Source organism: Collinsella sp. AF08-23, from assembly GCF_003479805.1.
Lineage (GTDB): Bacteria > Actinomycetota > Coriobacteriia > Coriobacteriales > Coriobacteriaceae > Collinsella.
In genome coordinates, this window is record NZ_QUHV01000006.1 from 1 (window position 1) to 16,712 (window position 16,712).

16 protein-coding genes are annotated in these 16,712 nt (G+C 62.5%); all 16 read right to left on the reverse strand.

Going from position 1 to position 16,712, the window contains the following annotated elements; all coding sequences use genetic code 11:
* Nucleotides 1–55: 55 nt before the first annotated feature.
* Nucleotides 56–664, reverse strand: coding sequence for an antiterminator LoaP (gene loaP / locus DWV48_RS04465; protein ID WP_118653748.1), 609 nt, complete (start codon nt 662–664; stop codon nt 56–58).
* A 179-nt stretch (nt 665–843) separates the two neighbouring features.
* Complete coding sequence (locus tag DWV48_RS04470) at nt 844–1,500, reverse strand: tyrosine-protein phosphatase (RefSeq protein ID WP_118653641.1); 657 nt, start codon at nt 1,498–1,500, stop codon at nt 844–846.
* 76 nt (nt 1,501–1,576) lie between these two features.
* Nucleotides 1,577–2,485, reverse strand: a complete 909-nt coding sequence (locus DWV48_RS04475; RefSeq protein ID WP_118653642.1) for a CpsD/CapB family tyrosine-protein kinase — start codon at nt 2,483–2,485, stop codon at nt 1,577–1,579.
* Nucleotide 2,486: 1 nt separating this feature from the next.
* Nucleotides 2,487–3,143 (reverse strand): YveK family protein, encoded by a 657-nt coding sequence (locus tag DWV48_RS04480; RefSeq protein WP_118653643.1) that lies wholly within the window; start codon nt 3,141–3,143, stop codon nt 2,487–2,489.
* Nucleotides 3,144–3,288: 145 nt separating this feature from the next.
* Nucleotides 3,289–4,035 carry a DNA repair protein RecO gene (gene recO, locus DWV48_RS04485; protein WP_118653644.1) on the reverse strand — a complete coding sequence of 249 codons (747 nt, stop codon included), beginning with the start codon at nt 4,033–4,035 and terminating at the stop codon, nt 3,289–3,291.
* Between the two features lie 182 nt (nt 4,036–4,217).
* Nucleotides 4,218–5,249, reverse strand: a complete 1,032-nt coding sequence (era, locus tag DWV48_RS04490; protein ID WP_118653645.1) for a GTPase Era — start codon at nt 5,247–5,249, stop codon at nt 4,218–4,220.
* Between the two features lie 186 nt (nt 5,250–5,435).
* The gene (locus DWV48_RS04495) at nt 5,436–5,825 is read right to left on the reverse strand and encodes a diacylglycerol kinase family protein (RefSeq protein ID WP_118653646.1); all 390 of its coding nucleotides are present in this window, start codon (nt 5,823–5,825) and stop codon (nt 5,436–5,438) included.
* Between the two features lie 8 nt (nt 5,826–5,833).
* Nucleotides 5,834–6,343: an rRNA maturation RNase YbeY gene (ybeY, locus tag DWV48_RS04500; protein WP_118653647.1), complete on the reverse strand. Its 510-nt coding sequence runs from the start codon at nt 6,341–6,343 to the stop codon at nt 5,834–5,836.
* Entirely contained in the window at nt 6,324–7,334 is a 1,011-nt protein-coding gene (locus tag DWV48_RS04505) for a PhoH family protein (RefSeq protein ID WP_118653648.1), read from the reverse strand. The genes ybeY and DWV48_RS04505 overlap by 20 nt, the downstream gene beginning before the upstream one ends.
* The gene (locus DWV48_RS04510) at nt 7,331–8,653 is read right to left on the reverse strand and encodes a MiaB/RimO family radical SAM methylthiotransferase (RefSeq protein WP_366465309.1); all 1,323 of its coding nucleotides are present in this window, start codon (nt 8,651–8,653) and stop codon (nt 7,331–7,333) included. The genes DWV48_RS04505 and DWV48_RS04510 overlap by 4 nt, the downstream gene beginning before the upstream one ends.
* 32 nt (nt 8,654–8,685) lie before the next feature.
* Nucleotides 8,686–9,849 carry a molecular chaperone DnaJ gene (gene dnaJ, locus DWV48_RS04515; RefSeq protein WP_118653650.1) on the reverse strand — a complete coding sequence of 388 codons (1,164 nt, stop codon included), beginning with the start codon at nt 9,847–9,849 and terminating at the stop codon, nt 8,686–8,688.
* A 205-nt stretch (nt 9,850–10,054) separates the two neighbouring features.
* Nucleotides 10,055–11,176: a DnaJ domain-containing protein gene (locus DWV48_RS04520; RefSeq protein ID WP_199588899.1), complete on the reverse strand. Its 1,122-nt coding sequence runs from the start codon at nt 11,174–11,176 to the stop codon at nt 10,055–10,057.
* A gap of 195 nt (nt 11,177–11,371) precedes the next feature.
* On the reverse strand, nt 11,372–11,854 hold the full coding sequence (locus DWV48_RS04525) for a dCMP deaminase family protein (protein ID WP_118653652.1): 483 nt from the start codon (nt 11,852–11,854) through the stop codon (nt 11,372–11,374).
* A gap of 398 nt (nt 11,855–12,252) precedes the next feature.
* Nucleotides 12,253–13,488 carry a radical SAM family heme chaperone HemW gene (gene hemW, locus DWV48_RS04530; RefSeq protein ID WP_118653653.1) on the reverse strand — a complete coding sequence of 412 codons (1,236 nt, stop codon included), beginning with the start codon at nt 13,486–13,488 and terminating at the stop codon, nt 12,253–12,255.
* Between the two features lie 2 nt (nt 13,489–13,490).
* Nucleotides 13,491–14,642 (reverse strand): tRNA dihydrouridine synthase DusB, encoded by a 1,152-nt coding sequence (gene dusB, locus DWV48_RS04535; RefSeq protein WP_233546147.1) that lies wholly within the window; start codon nt 14,640–14,642, stop codon nt 13,491–13,493.
* Between the two features lie 144 nt (nt 14,643–14,786).
* Nucleotides 14,787–16,595, reverse strand: a complete 1,809-nt coding sequence (lepA, locus tag DWV48_RS04540) for a translation elongation factor 4 (RefSeq protein ID WP_118653654.1) — start codon at nt 16,593–16,595, stop codon at nt 14,787–14,789.
* Between the last annotated feature and the right edge of the window lie 117 nt (nt 16,596–16,712).

Genomic DNA, 16,712 nt, shown 5'->3' on the forward strand with positions numbered 1-16,712 from the left:
AGAGCATTTCCCAGTTGACAAAACTATAGGAACACCCCCCGGTACGTTTGTAAGGCTAGCGTCTGAGGCTGTCACCCTTTGACGCTGGTATGTCTTCTCTTCGACCGACAATTCCCAGTCCCACCTTTGTTGCGACTCTTCGTCCACATATCTCGAGCTCCACAAAGGCAAGGTTCTTATGGCGGTTTACGTTCGTGATACGCGCCTCGTGCCCACGGAGGGGGCCGGAGAGGACGGCGACGTGCTCCCCATCCATTACGCCCACACTCATGTCCACGCATCGACTTCCCTTATTGGTAAGGGCTTCGATCCATGCGCGCTCATCACTGGCCAAGGGAACGAACGACTCTCCCATCTTGAGGAGGAGGGTGAACTCGGGAATCTCGCGCAATGCGCGTATAACCAAATCAAGCCGACTGCTCACCACGATTACGTAACCTGGAAGCAGGGGCTTCTCAACATCAACCCACTCCCCCGCACGCTTCATCTGCGTGGCGTACCGCGGAGAGAAACACTCTTCAACTGCTCCCTCAGGTGCCATGTGTTCAATCAGATTGCACAGCTTGCGCTCGGCACCCGTAGGCACTTGAATCACATACCATGAAACTGCAGCCATGGCTTCCTCCTCTTCGCGCGGCATAGCTTCGCCATAGGCGTACGCCATGCGGGAAAGTCTTATTCGCTCTCTTGGCACCGCTGGGCTCTGCACGTGGCACGATCCCCTTAGGAGCAAGATATGTACGCAGAAAGCTTTACCGGCCTCCTGCCCCGTTGGCGCTCGAACCCGTGTTCAAGTGCAAACGGGGCAACATGCCAAATCAAATTCTCTTATAGGGTATCAGTTTAGATCCTCATATGCGACCCACGTCGTGGATATTTGTCGATTGCGCGAGCAAGATACATATAGTGTTCGGGCCTATGCGCATCGCTTGCAATATACCGATACAAATTGCGGTCAAACAGCTTCTTAGCGGGCTTTTTCTCTTTACCAAAGCGACCCCCGGCAAGAAAGTCGGAAGAGGCCTGCAAGTGACATCCCATTCGCACAAGCCGCTCTGCAATGTCAGGTTCTTTTTGAATTGCTCGATACCGCTCGGGGTGGGCGATAATCACCGAATAACCGAGACCTTGAAGCTCAAAGATGGTCCGCTCGTAGTCGGCAAAATCGCGCTCAGTAGCGTGGGGGTCAAGCTCAAGGAGAAACTCGTTGCCCCCGTCAAAACACAGGTAGGGCGCCCACTGCTCCACCCCCAGCTCCATGAGCTTAGGGTGCGCCACCTCAAAGCCCATCTGCAGGGGAAAGCCATCCGCATGAGCCTGCAGCTCGCGGAATGCCGCCCACATAGCGTCGTAGTCAAAATAAGGATCACGGCAATGGGGTGTGCAGACAATACTCGTCACACCAGCAGCCTTGGCAGCCTCGAGCATCGAAAGGCTCATGGCAAGATCACGAGCGCCGTCATCAACGCCGGGAAGTATATGGCAATGGATGTCTCTCATGACTGCCCCCTCACTTCTTTAGTAAAGCTCCGCCGTGCTCGTGGCACGGCGGAGTAGTCGATACTCGCTGTGGCGCTTAGTTCTTCTTGGCGCCCGCACTCATGCTTGCGATAAACTGCGCCGTCGAGTCGGGAGCGATCTTACCCGCCGACGCACCGGGAGTATTGGGCAGGGGCTTAAGGCCCGGAGCGGCATTCGCCGAGCGCGCGGATCCTGCAGGACGGGCGGCGGAGCGCGACGCAGGACGTGCGCTGGGCTTGGAAGGCGCCGGCGCGGCAGAGGGCGCGGAGGTAGGAGCACTCGGGGCGTTAGCATCGTCGCCGCCGCGAGAATAATACTCGGTGTAATACTCGCTCTTCTCGCTCTTGCACAGGTTCATGACGGCACCCAAGACATTCGCGCCTGCCTTCTCAAGCTGCGCAAACGAGGCGGTAAGCTCATCGCGGCGCACAACATTCTGGCCAACGACCAACAGCGTGCCGTCGGCAACAGTGGAGAGAATCGCGGCGTCGACGAAGGCGGACAGCGGCGGCGTGTCAAAAATGACGTAGTCGAAGCTGGAAAGCGCAGCCTCGGCTAAATTACGGAAGCGCTTGGAACCGAGTAGGGCATCCGGATTGGGAATGTGGGGTTCGCAATCGAGGAAATACATGCCGCGGGCAGCGGTGCTCACCACGGCGTCGGCAAGAGAGACCTGACCGCACAACACGGCATACACACCGGAACGCGCGTGCACGCCCAAGCTGTTCGCGACGGACCTGCGACGCATGTCGGTCTCGACCAAAAGCACCTTACTCCCCGAGCTGGCCATGGCCTCGGCAAGCGAGATGGCCACCGTGGTCTTGCCCTCATTGGGAACCGACGACGTCACCACAATGGAGCGAATCGGATCGTCAACGGAGGCGAAGCGAATGTTGGCCGCAAGCGTCTTGATCGCGTTCTGCATATGGATCTGGTCGACACCGACCTTCTGCTGCTTTGCCATATTAGCGGCCTCCCTTCACAAGCGGAATGCGTCCGATAACCGGAACGCCCAGAAGCTCCTCGACTTCCTCGGCGCTACGGACCTTCATGTTGAGCATATCGGCAACAACGACGATCGCGACGGCTGCAAACAGGCCGCCCATGCAGGCAACGGCAACGTACAGAGGACGCTTGGGACCACTCGGCGCCTGGGGCGCGACCGCCTGGTCGATGATGTTAACGGCTTGGACCTTCATGACGTCCTGCGAGATGGCGGAGACGTTATCGGCGATGGCGTTCGCGACCTCGGCCACCTGCTGAGGATCGGTACCGGTCACTGACAGTTCGATAACGCGAGACGTGGTGGCACTGGAGACGGAGATTTCAAAATCGCTCAAGTTCTTGAGGCCCAGATCGTCAGCGGTCGCGTTCTGGACGCGGTTGGACTCCAAAAGCGTGGTGACGTCGTTTGCCACCATCTGGGAGGCCGAAAGATCCGAAGAGAGATTGCTCGAAGACTGGTCCTGGCTGGTAAGAACGTACAGGCTTGTGGTTGCCGTATACGTGTTGGGCATTCCAATAAATGAATACGCGGCAACAAGCAACGCGCAGACAACGGGCAGTCCCACGACCAGCTTCATATGCTTTTTCAATAATTCAAACAGCTCGAGAAGCGTCATTAAGCAACCTCTCCATCCCCAACGATACGTAGACACATCAAACAGTCGAATATATTACCAAACTGGGTAGATTTGTCTCCTGGAATGCATAACGTGGGACACAACTGCAGAAATCTGACAGAAATGCGTCAGATTTTGCCGTTTATTAACGCCCCAATAAGAATTCGAGCGCCCTTAAGCGGCAATCCAGGTGCGTGGCGGCCCATATATGGGCCAAGCCGAGGAGCCGCGCCGCGGTATGGGGGTCGATGTTTGAGGCGGCGAGCTCCGTGAAACGCAGGGCAATGAGACCCTCGAGCCACTGCGCCATGTTGGCATCCACCCGCTCGCACCCGGGAACGCCCTGCGCGCAACTGGCGCACAGCAAGCCGCCCGCCTGGGCCGAGAAGTACGTGGGGTGCTCGTCATCGCACGCGACGCAGCACGAATAATCGGGTCGGTAGCCCACATGACTTAACAGCTTGAAGGCGTACGCAGCTACCAGGAGGTCCTGGTGGACGGGGTCTGCCTGGGCCAGCTGCGCCAGCGCCGCGCGCGTGATGGGGTACACGAACGTATCTTCGGCATCCTCATAGGTGCACCGCTCCGCGACCTCCGCCACCGCGCTCGCGGCGGCAAGGAGTTCGTACGTGGGCTGCGACCCCAAAGGCGCCGCGATGAGCTCCGCCTGCGAGACGATGTCGAGGCCGCGCCCATGCGCCAACAGCAGGTCGACCTCGCAGCACAGCTCGCAGCGAGCCGCCAAGCGGCTCCCCGGCTTGCGCGCGCCCTTGGCAACCGCACGGATCTGGCGACCGGTCTGGTCGACGAGCGTAAGGATAAGGTCCGTCTCCTTGAGCTTGGTCTTGTCGAGCACGATGGCCTTCGTGCGATACGTGCGGCTACCGGCCATGACCGCTCACGACCAGCCGCAGCGCATGTGGAGGGTGCCGGTACATGTCATCGCCTGCTCGAACAGTCCTGCTCGCGACGAAGGCGCCACAGGCGCCTTCTGCTCGTGCGGAACTCGCAAGCGATGACATGCACCGGCACCGGACGATCACGGGCGTCAGTCTGTACGAGTGAGAAACGTGGCTACTCGTCATCGGCGGCGTAGCCAAAGCGGCGGATCTCGCGGGCGTCCTCGCGCCAATGCGGCTTGACCTTAACGTCCAGCCCCAGGTACACGCGGCAGCCGAACATGCGCTCCAAGTCACGGCGCGCCTCGATACCGATACGCTTGATCATCTCGCCGCCCTTGCCCACGAGGATGCCCTTCTGACCCTCGCGCTCCACATAAACGGTGGCATGCAGGCGCAGCAGATCGCGCTTGGGACGCTCGAATTCATCGCAGATCACGCCGACGGCATGCGGAATCTCCTCGCGCGTGCGCAGCAGCACCTTCTCGCGCACGAACTCGGCAACCAACACCTCGTCGGCCTCGTCGGTGCCCATGCCCTCGGGGAACCAGCGCGGACCTTGCGGAAGGAATCGCGCCACCACATCCACGAACGCCTCCACGTTGAAGCCTTCCGTGGAAGACACGACGATCTCGTCGTCAAAGTTCACGAGCTCGCGCGCGGCTTCGATCTGCTTGAGCATCTGCTCGGGGCTCGCGAGGTCGGCCTTGGTAAGAACGAGCACTTTGGGTGCCTTGGCGGCAGCCACGCGCTCGGCCACCCATGCGTCGCCACGACCGATGGGCGCGCTCGCGTCGATCACGAACGCGATCACGTCAACGTCCGCAAGCTCTCCCAGGGCGCTCTTGTTGAGCTCGGAGCCCAAGCCGTCCTTGGGCTTGTGGATACCAGGCGTGTCCACAATGACGAGCTGGCAGTCCTCGCGATTCACCACCGCACGCAGGCGGCGGCGGGTCGTCTGCGTCACCGGTGAGGTGATGGCGACCTTCTCGCCGTAGCAGGCGTTGAGCAGCGTGGACTTGCCAGCGTTTGGACGGCCCACCAGGGCAACGAAGCCGGAACGGAAACCCTCGGGCACATCGGCGCACAGGGGTGCCGGTCCAGCAGTGCCGGAAAAGTCAGGCATCTCACCGGACTCGAGCATGGCATCAAGCTCATCGTCGGAGAGGTCGGCAAACGGGTCGAAATCGGTCATAACATCGGACATAGGTACTCCTCAACAGATACGTTGGAACTTGAACGGTGCGGACAATCACAGCGATCGAATGGTGCAATTGGGGACGTACCCCAACTGCGCCATTCCCCAACTGCACCATTCGGTGTGAGCTACAAGGTGCGACTGCTGACAGGGCTGCGTTTTACAAAGGGACTACGTCCCCAATTGGAAAGGCGGTCAGTGCCAGGGGCCGAGGAAGCCGAAGGCGTGGGCGAACACGAGGATGCCCACGATCGCGGCGGTGATGGACAGCACGTAGACACTCGCAGCGGCGATGTCCTTGGCGCGCTTGGCAAGCGGGTGCAGCTCCTGCGTGGCCAGATCCACGATGGCCTCCATGGCGGTGTTACACAGCTCGGCGAAGATCACCAGGCCGATGCAGATCGCGATAAGCGCCCAGCTAATCAACTGAAGCTTGGCCACTAAACCGGCGATGACCGTAAGGATACCCGCCACGAGCATGACCTTGATGTTGCGCTCTGTCTTGACGGCGGTCATGAAGCCCTCAATGGCGTAGCCAAACGAGCGCAAAAACGACGGATGGTCCTTGTTGGAACCGGGAATCATGGCGCCTCCTAATCGTGTGCGTGGTTAGTGATGGGACCGACCTCGACGTCGTCGGGGTTCTCTCCCCGCATGACGGCGAGCTCGCGCAACAGCGCGTCCTCGCGGGCCTCCATAACCTCAGCCGCATCATCCTCGATATGGTCATAGCCCAGCAGGTGCAAAAGGCCGTGCACAAGCATGAGGCGGCACTCGTCGGCTGGCGTGTTGCCAAACCCGGGTGCTTGGCGCTCAATCACCTCGGGCGCCAGGATGACATCGCCAAGCTCGATGAGTTCATCGGCAGGAAGCTCATCGTCAAAAGCTGAGTCGCACTCAAAGGAGAGGACATCGGTGGTTCGATCGATGCCACGCCACTCGTGGTTGAGCTCGCGCATCTCCGACTCGTCCACAAACGAAAGGGAGATCTCCACCTCTCGTTCCACTCCTTCTGCGGCGAGGACATGTGCCGCAATGGCACGAATCTCCTCCTCGGCAATGAGGGTGGGTAGCTCGGCGTCGTTACTGATGAGAACGGCCATGACGCCCCTCCTTTCCAGATTGCACGCCTTCGGCATCAAACGCCTCGTACGCTTCCACAATCTTACCAACAAGCCGGTGACGCACCACATCGGCGCGGGCGAGCTCCACGAACGCGATGCCCTCCACGCTGCACAGGATCTCCTGGGCATCGGTGAGACCGCCGCGCTTGCCAGGTAGGTCGCGCTGCGTGGCATCGCCCGTGATAACGAAGGTCGAGTTAAAGCCCAGACGCGTGAGGAACATCTTCATCTGCTCGGGCGTGGTGTTTTGCGCCTCGTCCAAGATCACGAACGCGTCGTTCAGGGTGCGGCCGCGCATGTAGGCGAGCGGCGCGATCTCGACCACGCCGCGCTCAACGAGCTCATGCGCGCGCTCGGCGTCCATCATGTCGAACAGCGCGTCGTAGAGGGGGCGAACGTAAGGATCGACTTTCTCCTCCAGGGTGCCGGGCAAAAAGCCCAGACTCTCCCCCGCCTCGACCACGGGACGCGTGAGTACGATGCGCCCCACGTCGCGGCGCTGCAGAGCTGCCACCGCCATGGCCATGGCAAGATACGTCTTGCCCGTACCCGCGGGACCCGTGCAAAAGGTGACGGTGTGCTCGCGAATGGCGTCGATATAGCGTTGCTGGCCAGGGGTCTTGGGCCGAATGACCTTGCCGCGGTAGCTGAGCAGCACGTCATCGCGCGGGCCGGAGGAGCGCACGTCCTCGGCGCGCAGGCCGTCGATGGCGCGATCCACATCGTCCGCCGTGAGGGTAACGCCGGTAGTGGCAACTTGCATGATGTGGGTGAACAGGCGCGTGAGCAGGTCGACTTCGCCGGGCGCGCCACTCAACGAGACGGCGTTCCCCCGCACGGTGACGCTGGCCTCGCACCGGCGCTCGGCGGCACGCAGAAGCGCGTCGGCCGGGCCGGTCACGCGCGTGGGGTCAACCCCCGCGGGGATGGAAAGCCGCACTTTCGCCGTACTGGTAGCGGAGCCACTCATCGCCGCCCCTCCCCTTCGGCAGACCCATCAGAGGCGTTGGGGGCTACCGACTGGTCGTCGTTCCCGCGCAGGACATGGGCATGGAGGATACCGCGATCATCCATGGCGTCGACCCGCACGCGAACAAGGGAGCCGGCGCGGTCGAGGGGCACATCGTCCACGATCACGCGATGGAAGCTGCCCAGGGTACCGCGGTTACCATACTCCAAGACGGCGTTCTCGCACGTGCCCACGCGTAAGGCCGCATCCGCCTGAGCGCACCGCTCGGCAACCGCACGAAGCTCAGAGGCGCGGGCCGCCATGACCTCGGGCGCCACCTGATCGGGCGCCTCCGCGGCGGGGGTACCGGGTCGCGCGCTATAGCGGAATACGTGCATGCGGCTAAAGCCCACGCGCTCGCACAGGGCGCGGCTCTGAGCAAACTCTTCCTCGGTCTCCCCAGGGAAGCCCGCGATGATGTCACAGGAAATAGAGGCGGCGGGCAGTTTGCCGCGGATCATGGCGACCGTAGCCTCGTATTGCTCTGCCGTGTAGGGGCGATTCATGCGCTCCAGGGTAGCGGTGCAACCAGACTGGAGCGGTAGATGCAAAAACGGGGCGACACGCTCGCCGCCGGCCACCATGGCGTCTATAAGGCGCTCGTCGACGTCCATGGGCTCGAGCGAGGACAGGCGAACCTGGGGGATGTCCGTCTCGTGCAGGATGATGCGCAGCAGCTCGTCGATCTCCACATGAGAGTCCTCGGCATCCGCGCCGTCATATGCCCCCAGGTTGACACCCGTGAGCACGACCTCGGGAATGTCGGCGCGTTCGGCTTCGCGCACTTGGCGCAGGACCGCCTCGACGGGAACAGAGCGCTCGGGACCACGTGCCTTCCACACGATACAGTAGGAGCAACGGTTGTTGCAGCCGTCCTGGACCTTGATGCCCAGGCGCGAGCGGCCCAGAAGGTCACCTAGGTCGTGGTGTTCGCCTGCCGACGCGTCGGTACGCAAGGAGAGCCCTGCGGCTCGAGCGGCCGTGCGGGCGACGTCGATCTTGGAGGGTTCGGCGATTACGCGCGGCGACAGCTCCGTAAGCTCACCGGGATGAAGGTTGACCACGCAGCCAGTCACGATAACGATGGGCTCGTTGGGCAGACCGAGTGCATGCCGCACTGCCTTACGGGTCTTTGACTCGGCCTCACCGGTGACGGCACAGGTGTTGATGACGATGAGGTCCGCATCTTGCTGGTCCACGAGCGCGAAGCCCGCAGAGGCAAGGTCGGAGGTGATGCGGTCGGATTCGACGCGGTTTACCCGGCATCCCAGGTTAACCACGCTGGCGAAGGGGCGCGTCATACGGGTCCGTTCTAGTCGAGGATATCGTCGATGGCGTCACGGATGCGATCGCCCACCGAGCGCTTCTTGGCGGTGCCGGCAGCATGCTCACCCGAAGCCGCGGCATAGCGCTCGAGTGCCTCGCGCGCGTCGGCGGAGAGGTGCGTGGGGACGTCGATGACGATGCGAGCCACGAAGCGACCGCGCGAACCGCCGCCGCCCAAGCGCGGCATGCCATGCCCGTCGACGGTGATGAGGGAGCCGTACTGCGTGCCGGCGGGGACCTCAAGATCGAATTCCTCGTCGGGCATGATGCCCTTGACCTCAACCAGGCAGCCGAGTGCTGCCTCGGCGATGCCGATGTGAACCTCAGAGAGGAGGTCGTCACCATGGCGCTCAAAGCGCTCGTTGTCCTCGACCTGGATGGTCACGATGAGGTCGCCGGATGCGGCACCTCGGTAGCCGGCCTCGCCATAGCCACGCAACCTCAGCTGGCGGCCCGTCGCAACACCGGCCGGGACCTCGACATCCAGGCGCTCGTGCGTACGAGAACGACCCTCGCCGTGGCAGTGCTCACACGGCTTGTCGACGATGGTGCCCTCGCCACCGCAATCCGGACACGGGGCGCTCGACTGCATCTGGCCGAAGATGGAGCGCTGGACGGTGGTCACATAGCCGGAGCCGTTGCAGCGCGGACAGGTCTTCTCCTGGCCACCCTCTCCACGACCTGAACCGTGACAATGCCCGCACGGCGCCAAGCGATCGAACGAGATGGTCTTCTTGCAACCGATCGCCGCCTCTTCAAGCGAGACCGTGAGCGAGATGGCCATATCGCGCCCGGCCCTGCGGCGGGCACGGTCGCGCGGACTGCCGCCGCCCGATCCTCCGCCGCCGAAAATCGACGAGAAGATATCATCGACGCCCATGCCGCCGAAGATGTCGGAGAAGTCGACGTAGCCGGACCCGCCGGGCATGCCGTCGACGGTGCCGTAGCGATCGTACATGGCGCGCTTCTGGTCATCGGAAAGCACCGAGTATGCCTCGTTCAGCTCGGCGAACTGCTCGTTGGCGTCGGGGGCGTCGTTGTGGTCGGGATGAAGCTTGACCGCCTTCTTTCGGAACGCGCGCTTGATCTGGTCGGCCGTGGCATCGTGCTCGACGCCCAGCACCTCGTAGTAATCCCTTTTGTCCGCCACCTTGTGGACCCTCCCCCAATGAATGATCAACCTTATGCGCCCGCCGCGCGCACGCCGCGGGCGTCTTTCGTTTTACCCATAGTTCCGCCCATCCACACGCGCGATGCACAGACACCCCAAGGCATCGACACACCCCGCTCCGCAAGACGGGAGAAGCGAACAGCGCGTGCCATGTGCGGACGTTCCGCTCGGACTTTAGCCCTGCCTACATGAACCGATACGGCGCGAGGAACACCGCCTGCGTGCAGCTGGAAAACCAAACGGCAATCATGGCGAACACCAGCCCGTTGGCCGCGCCGTTCGCAAGCACCTGCAAACCTCGCTTCCACCACAGCCCGCTGCGATGCAACACGTCATCGGAGACGATCATGAAGATGCCCATGACGAGCGGTAACAGGCACAGCATGAGGAACATGGAAAACGTGCCGGAAAACGCCGAAAGCACCAGGAACGGCAAGACCAGGCCGAGCATGTAAAAGCCGCTCTGCGCGCGACCCTCGAGGCGCTCGGCAGCCACATGGGCGCGGCCCACAAGGTCGCCCGTCTCCCCACCGTTGGTTCCAGCGTTGCCGCGGGCCTTTATGCGAACGACGTCGCCGTCATGCGTGCCCGCCGGGAACTCGACCACGGCCTCGGCTTGAACGCGCGTACGGCCCTCTCCCCCGCACACGGGGCAGGGGTCGGCCACGACTTTGCCGGAACCGCCGCACTCGGGGCAGACCATGCGGGCCTGACCCATGCCGAACATGCCCAAATCGACGGCAATGGCGCCGGTGCCTCCGCAGGTGGGACAGGCGCGGTGATGCTCGGATGCCACGGAGCCCGAGCCGTGGCAATTGTCGCAGGGCTCATAGCGCGGATACTTGACGGCCACCTTGGCACCGTCCTTTGCCTGGTCGCGCGAGAGCTTGACCTCGACGATAACGTCGGCACCGGTAGAAGGGTTATAGGCGGACGCGCCGCGGCGGCGCTGCGTACCAAAACCGCCCATGCCGCCGAACGGGAAGCCAAAACCGCCAAAGCCGGTGTAGCCGCCTTGGTATCCGCCAGGGTACCCTCCGGGATAGCCCCCCGCGGACGGCGAGCCGGCCGAGACAAAGGGGCTGCCCGAGCGCATGGCGTCGTAGCGGGCGCGCTTTTGTTCATCGGAGAGAACGGCGTATGCCTCGGAGACCTCTTTGAAGCGCTCCTCGGCATCGGGCTCCTTGTTCACATCGGGATGGAGCTTGCGGGCCTTTTGCTGGAAGGCCTTTTGGATGTCCTTGGCGGAGGCGTCTTTATCAACGCCCAGAATGGCGTAGTAGTCTTTATCGTTCATTCCTGCCATATGGCAAAGACTCCCCTGTTCATGGGTTACATTCAGTGGGAGACATTATATCCCGACCCCGCGTGCGATAAGCGGGGCGGGTGCGTTTTACACATCCACGTACAAAACGTGTCCACCGCTTTTACAAGCGGCGATGCAATCGGTCGCTCGACCGGAACCCGTACCTAGCGGCAGTGTAGTCACCTGTCCAAGAGCCTATTCAGCAGGCTGATCGCTCAACTGGACCTGGCGATAGGCAATGCCGCAGCGGTCGAGGATGTTCTTGGAAATGAGGTTGTCCTCGGTGCCGCAGTACTTGTCGTCGAGGTAGACGACCTCGCCGATGCCCGCCTGCACGAGGGTCTTGGCGCACTCGTGACACGGGAAAAGCGTGACGTAGACGGTGGCATCTGCCATGTCCTTGAGGGAGCCACGGTAGTTGAGGATCGCGTTGGCCTCGGCATGAATCACGTAATTGTGCTTGTCATGCAGGGGGTCGTCCGCTGTGCCCCAGGGGAAATCGTCGTCGTTGAGGGCGGAGGGCGTGCCATTGTAGCCCACCGAGAGGATGCGGTGGTTGGTGTCGGCAATACAGGCGCCGACCTGCGTGTTGGGATCCTTACTGCGCAGGCTCGCGGCGACGGCCGCACGCATGAAGAACTCGTCCCAGCTGATCACGTCTTCGCGTTTACCGGGCATGATACCCCTCCTCTCAAGCGTTTTGGACAGCATGGCGCATAACGTGGGAAGATGCAAGCGTTGGCGAAAAGATGTCCCTCGCAAAAGGCGGTGTCGCTAGCGGAGAAGCGTGCCCGCAATGGCGACGAGGGCTGCCCGTAACGGCGACGAAAGGCACCGGGGCAACGACGACGCTTGGCATTGGCGATGTGAGAAATCAGGGGTTTGAAACAAGCCGGCCGTTTCAAACACCTGATTTCTCACAAAAAAGTAGGTGGTAATGTGATTTATCAACGGTTTGAATGAATGGGCTTATTTCAAACCGTGGATTTCTCACATTGCGAGGGCGAAGAACGGCGGCCGAGGGCTGAGATGCGGGGGCCCGGCACTCGGCGCGCGTTCAGGCCGTGCACACAGCGTTACGCATCAGCCGCCAAATCCCAGAAGATGCCGAAGAGCTTGTTGCCGCCGAGCCAGCCGAGGTGCGTGGGCTTGAGCGTTCCGTTGTCCCACGCGGCGAGCTTCCGTTCAACAGCGCGATCACAGGCAGCGGAGAGCTCATTCGCCGGAACGACCCGTATCGCACGCGCGAGCAGCTCCGGGCCGATACCGTCGGTCATGCGGCACGCGAGCATGAGGTCCTCGGCCATGGCTTCGCGGGGCGTAAGGAACTCGTGGTCGAATTCCTCACCCGCGTCGTCGAGCTGCGTGAAGCGAATGCGGGCCGTGGACGAATTGGCAGACGATCTGCCGGCAGCGCCATCGGACGTGCCGTCAGACTCACTATCTGGCGTTCCGTCGAACGTGTTTTCCAGCAACAAGCTGACGTCGCCCGTTGCAGCGCACATGCTTGCGGCGGAGCGGCCGATACCCAAATAAGGCACGCCGGTCCAGTAGGCGATGTTGTGCTGGCAGCGGTGCCCGGGCTTGGCATAGCTCGCCACCTCGTAGCGCTCGTAACTATGCGCATGCAAAAGCTCCGCCGCGATGTCCATACATTGGGCCTGGAAATCCTCATCGGGCACCTCGATTTTCCCCGCCGCCTCGAGACGCTCCAGAGGCGTGCCTTCCTCAAGCTGCAACGGATACACCGAAACATGGTCGGGATCCGCCAAGAGGACCCTCTTAAGCGTGTCCCTCCATGCGTCGAACGTCTGACCGGGCAACCCACACATCAGGTCGCAGGAGGTGGAAAATCCAGCCCCCTTTGCCAGAGCAACGGCCTCCAAAGCTTGTTCGACCGAATGGATGCGCCCGATCACGCGAAGCTCATCCGCCTGCAAAGACTGCACGCCAAGGGAAACCCTTGTCACGCCCGCGGCGCGCAACGAGCGCGCAAGCTCGGCCGTAAACGACTCGGGATTCGCCTCGCAGGTGAACTCGACCGGATCACAGTAGCCGAGTACACGCCGGACGAGTTCAACCAGGCGGACCCCCAACAGCGAGGGCGTTCCGCCCCCGATGTACACCGTTTGGACCTCCGCCAGATCCCCCGCCCTGCCATGGGCGTCGATCTGCGCGGCAAGAGCGTCGCAGTAGGTGGCCACGGCCTCATCCAGCGCGCACCCCTCGCCCATCGCGCGCGAGTCGAAATCGCAGTACGCGCATTTGGATTTGCAGAAGGGTATATGCAGGTACAGAGCCTCGAAGCGCATGGCTACACGCGCTCCGGCGACGACGGTCCCGCGTCGGCGACGCCGCCGGCAGCGGGAACGGCTGACCTGCAGGCGCCCGGAGCGGCGGGAGCGGATGCCCCGAAGACGCTTGGGGCGGCGGGGGCGGCTCCTGCACCGAAAACGACATCTGCCCCGCAAGCGGCGTCGGCGGGGGCAGCCTCGAAGGCGACGACGTCAGCCTCGACCTCGTCGAGCATCGACATGAACTCTTCGTAGCTGGTGCACCGCACGACCTTGCCGCGCCAAGCGGCGGCGTGCGGCAGCCCCTTGAGGTACCAACCCGCAAAGGCACGGGCGCGCGCCATGTAGGGCTGCGTGGCGTGCAACAGCGTGAGGTGCTCACGCAGGGCGTCAATGCGCTCGAGCGCGATGCGCTCCGGCACGGGAACGCCATCGAGCGCGAACGCACGGGCGTCGCCGAAGATCCAAGGGTTTCCGTATATACCGCGCGCGATGAACACTGCGTCTGCGGCAGTGTCGTTGAGCATGCGCGCCGCATCCTCGGCCGAAAACACATCGCCGGAGCCGATCACCGGTACGTCCACGCGCGCGGCGACCTCGTCGATGGTGGACCAATCGGCCTCGCCAGTGTAGAGCTGATTGGCGGTGCGCCCGTGAACCGCCACCGCCGCGGCGCCCGCCTGCTCCATGCGCGCTGCAAACTCGGCGGCCGTGTTCTCCCCCGCCGCGAAACCGCGGCGGATCTTGACGGTGACGGGCACGCGCGCCTCGCGCACGCACGCCTCCACCAGCGACGCGGCAAGCTCGGGCTCCTTCATGAGCGCGGATCCCTCGCCCTTGGTGATGACCTTGCGCGCCGGGCACGCCATGTTGATGTCGATGAGACTGAGCTTCTCCCCCACTCGCTCCTGCACGGCGTCGACGGCGAAGGCGAACTGCTCCGGCTTGGTGCCGAACAGCTGCACGCAGATCTGCGGCTCCTCGGGCTCTGGCTCCACGAGCACCCACGTTTTGGCGCTTTTGTACGAAAGACCCGCAACGCTCACCATCTCGGTGTACGCCATCTCGGCTCCGCGACGGCGGCACATAATACGGTACGCCGCGTCCGTGACCCCCGCCATGGGCGCCATCAAAAACGGCTGACGCCTGAATTGTTCACGTAGGTCGATCAAGTAAACCCCTCAAATCGACGATAAGCCTATCAACTCGATCTGGGTTTCTCAGGTGCCCCAGATTCGGGTGAAAGAGGAGGGCGCACGCCTGACGTGCGGCGCCCGACGATTGAACCCGAAGGTGGGGTGCCTGAGGAAGCCAGATTAGTCTTCGACCTTCAAGATGGCGAGGAACGCCTCCTGCGGCACTTCCACGCTGCCGATAGCCTTCATGCGCTTCTTGCCCTCTTTTTGCTTCTCGAGCAGCTTGCGCTTGCGCGAGATGTCGCCGCCGTAGCACTTGGCGAGCACGTCCTTGCGGCGCGCCTTGACGGTGGAGCGGGCGATGATCTTGTTGCCAATGGCGCCCTGGATGGGCACCTCGAACAGCTGCCGGGGGATGATCTCCTTGAGCTTGTCGCAAAGCCCTCGCGCCAAACCGTAGGCCTTGTCCTTGTGGACGATGAACGACAGGGCGTCCACCTCGTCGCCGGACAGCAGGATGTCGAGTTTGACGAGTTCGCTCACGCGATAGTCGGAGAACTCGTAGTCGAGCGAGGCGTAGCCCTTGGTGCGACTCTTGAGCTGGTCGAAGAAGTCGAGGATGAGCTCGGCGAGCGGGATATCGAAGTGCATCTCCACGGACTTCTGCGACAGGTGGATCATGTCGGTGGTGATGCCACGGTGTTCGATGGCGAGCTGCATGACCGCGCCGGTGTACTCGGGCGGAGTGATGATCTTGGCCTTGAGGTAGGGCTCCTCGATGTGGTCGATGCGCGTGACGTCGGGCAGGTCCTGCGGGCTGCGGACCTCGAGCATCTCGCCGTCGGTCTTGTAGACGTGGTAGTCCACGGAGGGGCTCGTGGCGATGAGCGCCAGGTCGAACTCGCGCTCCAAGCGCTCCTTCACAACCTCCATGTGCAGCAGGCCGAGGAAGCCCACGCGGAAGCCGAAGCCGAGCGCCGCCGAGGTCTCGGGCTCCCAGATGAGTGACGGATCGTTGACGTGCAGCTTCTCAAGCGCGTCACGCAGGTTCTCGTAGTCCTTGTTGTCGATGGGGAACAGGCCCGTGTAGACCATGGGCTTGGCCTCGCGATAGCCGGCAAGCGGCGCGTCGCAGGGGTTATTCACAAGGGTGAGGGTGTCGCCCACGTGCACGGCCTCGGGATCCTTAAGACCCGTGACCACAAAGCCGACTTCGCCTACGCCGAGCGCATCGACGGCGAACTCAGCCGGACGGCGCACACCCACGCCGTCTACGAGGAACTCCTCGCCGCCCTGCATCATGAGCAGGTGGTCACCCTTCTTGACGTGTCCGTCGAAAATGCGAACCGTGGCGACCACGCCGCGGTATTCGTCGAAGTACGAGTCGAGGATGAGGGCCTTGAGTGGCTTGTCCGCGCTGCCCGTGGGCGGGCTCACGAGAAAGACGATAGCCTCGAGCAGGTCGTGGATGCCCTCGCCCGTCTTTCCAGAGACGCACACGGCGTCGTCGGCGGGGATGGCAAGCTCGTCCTCGATCTCGACCTTGACCTCCTCGGGATGCGCGGAGGGCAGGTCAATCTTGTTGATGGCCGGTACGATGTCGAGGTCGGCGTTCATCGCGAGGCTCGCATTGGAGACCGTCTGTGCCTCGACGCCCTGGGTGGCGTCGACCACGAGAACGGCGCCCTCGCATGCCGCGAGGCTGCGGGAGACCTCATAGGTGAAGTCGACGTGACCGGGCGTGTCGATGAGGTTGAACTGGTAGGTCTCGCCGTCATCGGCGTCGTACATCACACGGACGGCATTCGACTTGATGGTGATACCGCGCTCGCGCTCGATGTCCATGGTGTCGAGCAGCTGCGACTCCATGTCGCGCTCCTCCACCGTGCGGGTGAGCTCGAGGATGCGGTCGGAGATCGTCGACTTGCCGTGGTCGATGTGCGCAACGATCGAGAAGTTGCGGATGTGGGAAGTGTCAAAAGTATTCATGCAGACCATCTTACCTGAAATTGGCTGGGTCGGGTGCGTGTTTGCCGCTCGGTCAAGTCCTGCGCAAGACGAAGAGCCCACTGGGCTCTTCTTTGCGTGCGGAATCTACGGCAAACA